The 11,991-nt window shown below is 35.7% G+C and carries 6 protein-coding genes; all 6 read left to right on the top strand.

Going from position 1 to position 11,991, the window contains the following annotated elements:
• On the top strand, positions 1-5,208 hold a 5,208-nt coding region (locus Q7C23_RS21090; protein ID WP_375034354.1), incomplete at its 5' end, for an Ig-like domain-containing protein.
• A 51-nt stretch (positions 5,209-5,259) separates the two neighbouring features.
• Positions 5,260-6,168: a type IX secretion system membrane protein PorP/SprF gene (locus Q7C23_RS21085; RefSeq protein ID WP_375034353.1), complete on the top strand. Its 909-nt coding sequence runs from the start codon at positions 5,260-5,262 to the stop codon at positions 6,166-6,168.
• A 12-nt stretch (positions 6,169-6,180) separates the two neighbouring features.
• Positions 6,181-8,181, top strand: a complete 2,001-nt coding sequence (locus tag Q7C23_RS21080) for an OmpA family protein (RefSeq protein WP_375034352.1) — start codon at positions 6,181-6,183, stop codon at positions 8,179-8,181.
• A gap of 257 nt (positions 8,182-8,438) precedes the next feature.
• Entirely contained in the window at positions 8,439-8,864 is a 426-nt protein-coding gene (locus Q7C23_RS21075) for a CBS domain-containing protein (protein ID WP_072975513.1), read from the top strand.
• A 159-nt stretch (positions 8,865-9,023) separates the two neighbouring features.
• The gene (locus Q7C23_RS21070; RefSeq protein ID WP_375034351.1) at positions 9,024-11,315 is read left to right on the top strand and encodes an NADP-dependent malic enzyme; all 2,292 of its coding nucleotides are present in this window, start codon (positions 9,024-9,026) and stop codon (positions 11,313-11,315) included.
• Between the two features lie 76 nt (positions 11,316-11,391).
• Positions 11,392-11,973 (top strand): Holliday junction branch migration protein RuvA, encoded by a 582-nt coding sequence (ruvA, locus tag Q7C23_RS21065; protein ID WP_194657951.1) that lies wholly within the window; start codon positions 11,392-11,394, stop codon positions 11,971-11,973.
• Positions 11,974-11,991 lie beyond the last annotated feature (18 nt).

The raw sequence follows: 11,991 nt of genomic DNA, 5'->3' as shown, positions 1-11,991 counted from the left end.
TATACTTATACCATAACACCATCCACAGGAGTAACACAAACTAATGGTGCTGTTACTGCACCGGAAGGGAGTTATACTATTAAAGCCACAGCTAATGGTTGTGATTCTGTAAACATAGGATTTGTAATTGACGCACAGCCATCAACACCTGCAGTTCCAACCCTAAGCACTGTGACCCAGCCAACGTGTACAACAGCAACAGGAAGTTTTACTATCGACAATTACAATGCGGCATATACTTATACGATAACCCCATCCACAGGAGTAACACAAACTAATGGTACTGTTACAGCTCCGGAAGGAAGTTATACAATCAAAGCAACACTGGGCGCTTGCAGTTCAGCTGATTCAGTTGCCGCTGTTGTGAACGCACAGCCATCAACACCAGCAGTTCCAACACTAAGCGCTGTGACCCAGCCAACCTGTACAACGGCAACGGGAAGTTTTACCATTGATAATTACGATTCGACTTATACTTATACCATAACACCATCCACAGGAGTAACACAAACTAATGGTGCTGTTACTGCACCGGAAGGGAGTTATACTATTAAAGCCACAGCTAATGGTTGTGATTCTGTAAACATAGGATTTGTAATTGACGCACAGCCATCAACACCTGCAGTTCCAACCCTAAGCACTGTGACCCAGCCAACGTGTACAACAGCAACGGGAAGTTTTACTATTGATAATTACAATGCGGCTTACACTTATACGATAACACCATCCACAGGAGTAACACAAACTAATGGTGCTGTTACAGCTCCGGAAGGAAGTTATACAATCAAAGCAACACTGGGCGCTTGCAGTTCAGCTGATTCAGTTGCGGCGGTTGTAAACGCTCAGTCATCAACACCTGCAGTTCCAACACTAAGCGCTGTGACCCAGCCAACATGTACAACAGCAACAGGAAGTTTTACTATCGACAATTACAATGCGGCTTACACTTATACGATAACCCCATCCACAGGAGTAACACAAACTAGTGGTACTGTTACAGCTCCGGAAGGAAGTTATACAATCAAAGCAACACTGGGATCTTGCAGTTCATCGGATTCAGTTGCGGCTGTTGTAAACGCACAGCCATCAACACCTGCAGTTCCAACACTAAGCGCTGTGACCCAGCCAACGTGTACAACAGCAACAGGAAGTTTTACTATCGACAATTACAATGCGGCATATACTTATACGATAACCCCATCCACAGGAGTAACACAAACTAATGGTACTGTTACAGCTCCGGAAGGAAGTTACACTATTAAAGCCACAGCTAATGGTTGTGATTCTGTAAACATAGGATTTGTAATTGACGCACAGCCATCAACACCTGCAGTTCCAACCCTAAGCGCTGTGACCCAACCAACGTGTGCAACGGCAACGGGAAGTTTTACCATTGACAATTACGATTCGACTTATACTTATACCATAACGCCGTCAACAGGAGTTACCAGAAGCGGAAATTCCGTTACAGCTCCTGAAGGAAGTTATACGATACAAGCAACACTAGGATCTTGCAGCTCATCGGATTCAGTTGCCGTTGTTGTGAATGCGCAGCCATCAACACCTGCAGTTCCAACCCTAAGCGCTGTGACCCAGCCAACCTGTACAACAGCAACAGGAAGTTTTACTATCGACAATTATAATGCGGCTTACACTTATACGATAACACCATCCACAGGAGTAACACAAACTAATGATGCCGTTACAACTCCGGAAGGAAGTTATACAATCAAAGCAACACTGGGATCTTGCAGTTCATCGGATTCAGTTGCCGCTGTTGTGAACGCACAGCCTTCAACACCTGCAGTGCCAACACTAAGCGCTGTGACCCAGCCAACGTGTACAACGGTAACAGGTACCATCACTGTAACGGTTCAAAATGCATCAGATATTTATAGTTTTGATAATGGACAAAATTTTCAGGCTAGCAATTCTAAATCAGGTTTTATCTCGGGTACTTACTATGTAATTATTAAAAATGCAGCAGGATGTAATTCAATTGCTGAATCAGTAATTATAAATGCAAAACCAAATTGCGCGCCGATGGCAATCAATGATAATATCACAGCTATTGAAGATACGTTGTTCACTTCAACAGTAAACCTTACGGCCAATGATACTGATGTTAATCTGGACGCGCTTACTGTAGTTGCAGGAACATTCATTACAACTCAGGGTGGAACTCTTACACTGGCAGCTGATGGTTCTTATACCTATATGCCTGCTGCAAACTTCCATGGCACCGATACGGTAAATTATACTCTAAGCGATGGTATCCTGACGGATATCGGAACTCTTGCTATAACGGTAACCCCTCTAAACGATGCTCCTGTAGCGATTGATGATACCAATTCAACAGATGAAGATGTAACCTTAACAGTTACGGTAAATTCACCAAATAATTTATTAGCTAATGATACAGATGTCGATGGCGATATACTGACAGTAAGTCAATTTGCTATTGGATCAACAATTTATACAATTGGTAGTACAGCTAATTTAATTGAGGGAACTCTTACTATAAATGCGAATGGTAGTTATGTTTTTGTTCCAAAACCAGATTATAATGGATCAGTACCAAAAGTGATATATACTATTACAGATGGAACCAATTCTGCGACAGGAAATTTATTTATTACAGTAAATCCGGTCAATGAATTGCTAATAATAAATGATGATACGGCAACTTCAATTGTAGGATTAAATCACGCAACGACTGTATTAAATGTTCTTGGAAACGATACCAAAGGAGGATTGCCAATAGTGATATCAGAAGTGACTATCACAGAAACGGTTGTTGACCCAACAGGGTTTATAAAACTAAATTCAGATGGTACAATTGTTTTAAAAGCCAATGCCCCGGCAGGAACTTATTATTTGACCTATCAGGTATGTGAATTAAACACAACAAATTGTGCAACTGCAACAGTAACAATAACCGTTATTGCACCAGTTATTGATGCGATAAAAGAAATGACAGCTCCAATAAATGGAACGATCGGGGGAACAACAACTTCATTAGTGTCAAATGATACTTTAAATGACGGTCCAGTTGTCATCGGAACAAATCCTGGACAAGTTAGTCTTAGTCCAGTGTCAGTTCCGAATGGACTTTTACTAAATGCAGATGGTAGTATAAAAATAGATGCAGGAACTCCGGCAGGGGTCTACAATGTAGAATATAAAATCTGCGAAGTAAATAACCCAACAAATTGCGATAATGTAATTTCAGAAGTTGTAGTAACAGCAGGTGTTTTACAGGCTAATACTGATATAATAGGATCGGTAGTTGGAATCAATCAGCCAACAACACTTGTGAATGTTTTTGCAAATGACACTAACAATGGCTTACCGGTTGTAGCTTCAGATATGATTCTTTCTGTAATAACAGAAGATCCAACCGGATTTATTACATTAAATTCAGACGGAACAGCAATATTAGGAGCCAATGCACCAGCTGGAACATATGAATTGATATATCAGATCTGTGAAAAGTTAAATCCGACAAATTGTAGTTCAGCCTCTATTAAAGTAACGGTTATAGCGCCAACAATGACAGTAACTGCAAATAGTTATTGTTTTAATGATGTTCCATATGTGTCGTATATTGTAGCGGCTGATAATTTTACGCCTAATAGTTTATTGACAATAAATTGGATCGATAGTGCAAACAATGTTGTGGCTACTCAAACAAATTTACCATTGACAGGAAATGTTTTATGGCCAGGTGCAATTGTTGATAATAACGGAATTGGAATTGATTGGCCAGGATGGTTGTTGGCAAATGGTCAATGGGTTGAGGGTGCAGATGGATTTGAAAACACCAGAACCGGGGTAACAATGCAGTTTTCATTAAACTCTACAGTAAATGTAGCTGTAAATTATCCTCCTGCAACAGCACAGTGTAATGCAAGGCCAACATTTGCAATAAAAGCAAATAATGATATTGCTGGACCAATTGATAGTGATAAAGGACAAAGTGCCACTATAGATATATTTGATAACGATACATTAAATGGTTCTGTTGTGAATCCTGCAAATGTTGTTTTAACTACTGTGGTTGCAAATCCTAATTTGAACTTGAAAGCTGATGGTTCAATTGAGATAAAGCCTGGAACTCCTACCGGGAATTATCAACTAACCTATCAAATTTGTGATGCTCTAAATGTATCTAATTGTAGTCAGGCAATTGTAACCGTTTCAGTAGTAAATGTAACAGATCCTGACCCAACACCGGTAAAACAAATTGTAGCTACGAATGATACAGCAACCAGTGTTGATGGTATAAATGGAGAACTTGAATTTATAAATGTTCTGGATAACGATTTGTTAAATGGCATCAAAATTAATCCGAATGATATTGTAATTTCTAACATTCAGCAAAGTCCTTATTTTGAATTTAATTCAGATGGAAGTGTAAATGTAAAACCAAATACTCCGGGAGGAAATTATACCCTAATTTATCGAATTTGTGAAAAAGCAGATTTGTCTAACTGTATTACTGCAGCATTAAATGTTTTTGTTGAAGTTCCGGCCATTGCAATCATTAAAACAGCAATATTCAATGATGAGAATGGAAATGGAGTTGCAAATGCAGGTGAAACCATCTCGTATAAATTTAAAGTGACAAATACAGGTAACGTTCCTTTGGTTGGAATTACAATTACAGATGCTTTAGCAGGTATTACGCTTTCTGGACAGGCAATTAATTTAGCTCTAAATGAATCTGACGAAACTAATTTTTCAGCTCAATATAAAATTACACAAGATGATATCAACCACGGAAGTGTGAGTAATCAGGCAAGTGTTAAAGGGCAAAGTGGAAGAGGTGTTGTTGTTGAGGATAAGTCGGATGATTCAAATAATTTAGAAGATAAGCCTACAGTTTTACCTTTAAATGGCTGTCTAATCAAAGTTAACAATGCTTTTTCTCCAAATGGAGATTCAAAAAACAGCAGATTCTATATTCAGGGATTAGAATGTTACCCTGAAAATACGGTTGAAATCTATAACCGTTGGGGTGTGTTAGTCTATGACATTGATCATTATAATAATGAAGACAGAGCTTTTATCGGAATCTCAGCTGGACGTGCAACCATAAAAGAAACGGATGGCCTTCCTGTCGGAACCTATTTTTATATTCTGAAATATAAAGACAGCGAATCAAAACCACATGAATTATCAGGTTACTTATATATTAATAAATAAAAAATGATAAACGGTTTAGTTTGTAACTAAGCCGTTTTTAAACCTTATTAAATGAAAAGATTAATTTTCTTAGTGTTTGTGTTTTTTTCAGTTCTATGCTCGGCGCAACAGGATGCTCAGTTTACACAATACATGTATAACACTATTTCGGTTAATCCTGCCTATGCAGGATCACGTGGTGCATTAAGTGTTTTTGGTTTATATCGTACGCAATGGATAGGACTTGACGGTGCACCTGAAACCAGTACTTTTTCAATAAATACACCTTTGAATAACAGTAAGTTAGGATTGGGGGTTTCATTAGTAAATGATAAAATAGGACCAACAAATGAAAATACACTTTCAGCTGATTTATCCTATAGTGTACCTACTTCTGAAACGTTCAAACTTTCTTTCGGAATAAAAGCCACCGCAAATCTCTTTAATCTTGATGTCAGTAAGTTAAGCTTCGAAGATCAGGACGATCCTCAATTTCAGGGTTTGGATAATAAATTTACGCCCAATATTGGAGCGGGTGTTTATTGGCATTCTGATAAAGCTTATTTAGGATTTTCTATTCCTAATTTTATAGAAACAAATCGTTATGAAGATAATGACACAGCAATTTTCAAAGAAAAAATCAACTATTATTTCATGGCAGGGTATGTTTTTGATCTTAATTATGATATCAAATTCAAACCAGCATTGCTTACCAAAATGGTTCAGGGTGCCCCTTTACAGGTTGATGTTTCAGGTAATTTTATGTTCTACGAAAAATTTACGGTAGGCCTTGCTTATCGTTGGAGCGCATCAGTAAGTGCTATGGCTGGTTTTCAGGTTTCAGACGGTTTATATATAGGTTATGGATACGATCATGAAACCACTAATCTTAGAAAATACAATTCAGGCTCACATGAAATTTTCCTTCGTTTCGAGTTTTTTAATAATTATAGCAAAATGATATCTCCAAGATTCTTTTAATTTATAACTACAATGAGAATTAAAAATTTAAGTTATACGATTTTCTTTTTATGCTTTTTTTTCAAAATAAACGGTCAGACAATAAATACAAAATTTGCTGATAAACAATATGCTGATTATGCTTACGCAGATGCAATAAAAGCATATGAAAATATTGTAAACAAAGGTACCATGGATGAGAAAATTGTACAGCGATTGGGTAATTCTCACTATTTTATTGGTGAATTGCAAGAAGCCTTAAAGTGGTATGAGGAGTTGTTTAAAATGAATGAAAAACAAGAATCAGAATATTTATACAGATATGCCCAATGTCTTAAATCTGATGGGAATTATCGTAAAGCAGATGAAATTTTAGAAAAATTCACTCAAAGATCTGTTTTAGAAAAAAGAGCAGCTTTAATCAGAAAGGAGAAAAATTATTTAGAAGATATAAAATCGAATTCAGGCCGATACGAAATTGCAGATGCAGGAATGAATTCTTCCTATTCTGATTACGGAAGCACTATTTATGATAACAAAATTATCTTTACTTCCGCCCGAGATACGGGAGGTGTTGCTAAAAATAGTTTCAAGTGGACAAACAGAGCATTTTCCAGATTATATGTGGCAGAATTAATGCCTGACGGAAACGTAGGTGAACCCAAAGTTTTTATAAAAAAAGGAAACGTAAAGTACAATGAATCAACACCTATCTTCACAAAAGATGGGAGAACGATGTATTTTACCCGAAATAATTTTGTAGATGGAAAAAGAGGAAAAAGTGAAAAACAGGTAACATTATTAAAATTATTCAGCGCTAATTTAGTAAATGGGAATTGGGAAAATATAAAAGAACTTCCATTTAATAGCGACCAATATAGTACAGCACATCCTGCTTTAAGTGTTGATGAAAAAACTTTATATTTTGCTTCAGATATGCCAGGAAGTTTAGGGCAATCAGATTTGTATAAAGTAAGTATCAATGAAAATGGAACTTATGGAAATCCGGAAAATTTAGGAGTGACAATTAATACTGAAGCAAGAGAAACTTTTCCTTTTATTTCTGAAGAAAATGAACTCTACTTTGCTTCTGACGGACGACCGGGCTTAGGAGGACTTGATGTTTTTGTTTCGAAAATAAAAGATGATAGAACTTTTGATGAAGTTCAAAATGTTGGAGAACCTATAAATGGCAAGCATGATGATTTTGCTTTTGTAATCAATAGCAAAAACAGAAATGGTTATTTCTCTTCAAACAGAATTAGCGGACATGGTTTGGACGATGTTTATCGATTTACAGAAACTAGAAAACTAGTATGTGAACAGGATCTAACAGGATCAGTAGCTGATGCCGAATCAAATGAATTGCTGTCTAATGCTTCTCTTACTTTATTTGATGAAAATTTTAATGCCATCTCGACTATTGTTTCTGATGAAAAAGGGAAGTATGTTTTTCCGAAAATAAAATGCGGTAAAAAATATAGTATAAGAGCTTCTAAAAGTGATTACGGAATAAAAGAAATTCCAGTTACAATAAAGAAGGTAAACGGATCAACAACCCTGGAGATTATAATGGATAAAACCTTTAAGCCAATGACGGCAAAAGCGATTGAAGTAAAGAAAGTCTCTGTTAGTCCAGTCAAGATTGGAGCAATAAAAGTGGGAACGGATTTGGCAAAATTACTCCATATTCCAATGAACTTTTTTGACCTGGGTAAAGCGACTATTAAAAAAACGTCAGAACCTCAATTACAAAAAATAGTAGATATGTTAAATCAATATCCAGCTATAAAACTTGATATACGTTCTCATACAGACTGCAGACAATCCGATGAGAATAATATGATTTTGTCTGAGAAGAGAGCGCAGTCTACTAAAAGCTGGCTAGTTCAGAAAGGAATTGATGAAAGTAGATTAAGGGCAAAAGGATATGGAGAAACCAAGTTAGTTAACCAATGTGCTGATGGTGTAAAATGTACCGAAAAACAACATGAACAAAACAGACGAAGCGAATTTATAATTACAAATTTGTAAATTATCTTTTTAATCAATAAAAAACCTTTCTAAACTTTAGAAAGTCTTTTTTGCTTGTTGTAAGATATTGAAAATAAAATATGTTGTGTTTTTTGCAAAAAAACTTTAGAATTGGGTCTTTTATTTGCTGGAAAGTTTTGAAAATGCAAAATATGATGTATTATATTTAAAATGAATAAGTTAGCTCTTAAAAAACGGCATTGACTGTTATTTACGTGTATTTTTTTTTAACTTTATAGTCCTAAAATTTTTCAGATATGACTGTAAATCAAATACTAAACGCGAAAGGTAAAAATGTTTATTCCGTACTTTCAACAACTACCGTGTACGAAGCATTAAAAGTAATGGGAGAAAAAAACATAGGGGCTATCCTTGTGATTGATGGAACCGACTTAAAAGGAATACTTTCTGAAAGAGATTATGCCCGAAAAATTGTTTTAAAAGACAAATCCTCAAAAGAAACCTTTGTGCATGAAATTATGGAAAGCAACGTTTTTTCAGTAAATCTTTCAAACAATATTGAGGATTGTATGGAGCTGATGAGTACAAAAAGAATCAGACATTTACCGGTTTTAGAGGATGAAATTGTGGTGGGAATTATCTCAATTAGCGATGTTGTGAAAGCAATTATCGAAATTCAAAAAGACACAATTAATCATTTAAACTCTTATATTTCACAGTAATTAAAGTTTAAAAATAAAGTTTATTAAATAGTCCAAATTGTCTTGGACTATTTTTTTTTGCCTTTTATAAAATGTTATTTTAACAAAAGAAACCTATAAAAACACGCCATTTTAAAACAAGACTTATATCTTTGTAAGCTAGAATAAAAGCTAAAAATAATGAACAAAGAGAGTAAAAGAAGAGAAGCGTTACTGTACCATTCAGAACCAACTCCAGGAAAAATTCAGGTAGTTCCAACAAAAAAATATGCAACCCAAAGAGATTTGTCTTTGGCTTATTCGCCAGGTGTTGCAGAGCCGTGTTTAGAAATTGCAGCAAACGTAGATGACGTTTATAAATATACAGCAAAAGGAAATTTAGTTGCCGTTATCTCAAACGGTACAGCTGTTTTAGGTTTAGGAAATATCGGTCCGGAAGCCTCTAAACCAGTAATGGAGGGAAAAGGATTACTCTTCAAGATATTCTCTGATATTGACGTTTTTGATATTGAAGTTAATACAGAAAATGTTGAAGAATTTATTCAGACGGTAAAAAATATTGCTCCAACTTTTGGAGGAATCAATCTGGAAGATATTAAAGCGCCGGAATCTTTTGAAATTGAAAGAAGACTGGTTGAAGAATTGGATATTCCTGTAATGCATGATGATCAGCACGGAACAGCAATTATCTCTTCAGCAGCTTTAATCAATGCGCTTGAATTAGCAGGGAAAAAGGCAGAAGATGTAAAAGTGGTAGTTTCTGGAGCAGGTTCGGCTGCGATAGCTTGCACTGATTTATATGTTCTATTAGGCGTAAAAGTCGAAAATATTAGAATGTTTAATAGTAAAGGACTTTTGACAAAAGACAATCCTTCACTATCAGACTTGCAATTAAAATATGCTGTTGATGGCCCTAAAATAGAATTAGCCGAGGCTGTAAACGGAGCTGACGTTTTCATCGGTTTATCTTCAGGAGACATTCTTTCGCCTTCAATGTTATTGACTATGAAGGATAATCCGATTGTCTTTGCAATGGCAAATCCAAATCCGGAAATCGATTATAATTTAGCTGTAGAAACACGAAAAGATGTTATTATGGCTACAGGGCGTTCAGATTTTCCTAATCAGGTAAATAACGTTTTAGGTTTTCCATATATTTTTAGAGGAGCCTTAGATGTTAGAGCGACAAAAATTAACGAAGCTATGAAAATGGCTGCTGTAAAAGCATTGGCAATATTGGCTAAAGAACCAGTTCCAGAACAGGTTAACGTAGCTTATGGCGCAACAAAATTAGGTTTTGGTCAGGACTACATTATTCCTAAACCATTTGATCCAAGGTTAATTACTATCGTGGCTCCCGCTGTTGCAAAAGCAGCAATGGAATCTGGAGTTGCAAAAAATCCTATTACAGACTGGGCAGCTTATGAAGATGTGCTTCGTGAACGTATGGGGAATGATAATAAAATGGTTCGTTTGATGACAAACCGTGCTAAAATGGATCCAAAACGAATTGTTTTTGCAGAAGCAGATCAGTTAAACGTTTTAAAAGCAGCACAAATTGTTCATGAAGACGGAATTGGTTTTCCAATTTTATTAGGAAATAAAGAAGTTATCTTAGAACTTAAGGCAGAGTTAGGTTTTGATGCTGAACTTGAAATCATCGATCCTAAAACTAACGAAGAAGAGCCAAGAAGAAATAGATTTGCTAAATCCTATTGGGAAACAAGAGAGAGAAGAGGTGTTTCGTTATTGGATGCACAAAAATACATGCGCGAAAGAAATTATTTCGCTGCCATGATGGTCAATGAAGGTGAAGCAGATGCTTTAGTGACTGGTCATACAAGAAGTTATCCAAGCGTTGTAAAACCAATGTTACAATTAATTGAAAAAGCACATAATGCTTCATTAGTTGCCACTGCAAATATGATGTTGACATCACGCGGACCAATGTTCTTGTCAGATACTGCAATTAATATAAATCCTTCTGCTGAAGATTTAATTAATATTGCTATAATGACGGCTAAAACGGCGAAAATGTTTGGAGTTGAGCCAGTTATAGCAATGGTTTCTTATTCTAATTTTGGATCTTCAACAAGTCAGAGTGCTTCAAAAGTTAGAGAGGCAGTAGCTTATTTACATAAAAATCATCCGGACTTAATTGTTGATGGAGAAATTCAGGCAGATTTTGCTTTAAATCAGGAAATGCTTGCAGAGAAATTTCCATTTTCTAAATTAGCTGGAAAGAAGGTAAATACCTTAATTTTCCCTAACTTAGAGTCGGCTAATATTACTTATAAACTATTGAAAGAATTGTATAAAGTAAATTCAATTGGGCCAATCATGATGGGTATGGGTAAACCGGTTCACATTTTCCAATTAGGCGCAAGCGTTGAAGAAATGGTTAATATGGCTGCAATAGCAGTGATTGATGCTCAGGAAAAAGCCAACAAAAAAAATAAGTTAGCTAAATAGTCAATATAATAAGGATCAAATAATATTGTCTTATTTTTATTGCATTTTTATTATATTTGATACCATAAATTATACTATGATAGCACATTTGCAGGGAAAGTTAGTTGAAAAAAATCCCACAGAAGTTGTAATTGATTGTGGTGGAGTGGGATACCATGTAAATATTTCTTTACACACCTTTTCATTAATCCCTAATGCTGATTTTATAAAATTGTATACGCATCTTCAAATTAAAGAAGATGCGCATACATTATTTGGTTTTGTTGAAAAATCAGAGCGTGAAATATTTAGAATGTTGTTATCTGTTTCGGGCATCGGAGCTAATATTGCGAGAACAATGTTATCTTCAATCGAGCCAAGACAAATAATAAATGCTATTGCTTCAGGAGATGTCGGTTTAATTCAGTCAATTAAAGGGATTGGAAATAAAACTGCACAGCGTGTTATACTTGATTTGAAAGAAAAAGTGTTAAAGTTATACGATTTAGATGAAGTTTCCGTTGTTCAAAACAATACAAACCGAGATGAAGCGTTATCTGCTTTGGAAGTTCTGGGTTTTGTTCGAAAAACTTCAGAAAAAGTAGTGGAAAAGATCGTAAAAGAAGATCCCGAAGCTACCGTTGAGACCATTATCAAAAGAGCCTTGAAAAGTCTGTAATCTAATTTAAGACCACAT

It is taken from the genome of Flavobacterium sp. LAR06, from assembly GCF_041946075.1.
In the GTDB taxonomy this organism is placed as follows: domain Bacteria; phylum Bacteroidota; class Bacteroidia; order Flavobacteriales; family Flavobacteriaceae; genus Flavobacterium.
The sequence above is the reverse complement of the archived record's forward strand: the minus strand, read 5'-3'. Positions and strand labels throughout refer to the sequence as shown.

Bases quoted from the DNA above. Each gene is read 5' to 3' on its own strand.
- Q7C23_RS21080 (WP_375034352.1), top strand. From the start codon at position 6,181: ATGAGAATTAAAAATTTAAGTTATACGATTTTCTTTTTATGCTTTTTT.
- Q7C23_RS21085 (WP_375034353.1), top strand. From the start codon at position 5,260: ATGAAAAGATTAATTTTCTTAGTGTTTGTGTTTTTTTCAGTTCTATGC.
- Q7C23_RS21075 (WP_072975513.1), top strand. From the start codon at position 8,439: ATGACTGTAAATCAAATACTAAACGCGAAAGGTAAAAATGTTTATTCC.
- Q7C23_RS21070 (WP_375034351.1), top strand. From the start codon at position 9,024: ATGAACAAAGAGAGTAAAAGAAGAGAAGCGTTACTGTACCATTCAGAA.
- ruvA (WP_194657951.1), top strand. From the start codon at position 11,392: ATGATAGCACATTTGCAGGGAAAGTTAGTTGAAAAAAATCCCACAGAA.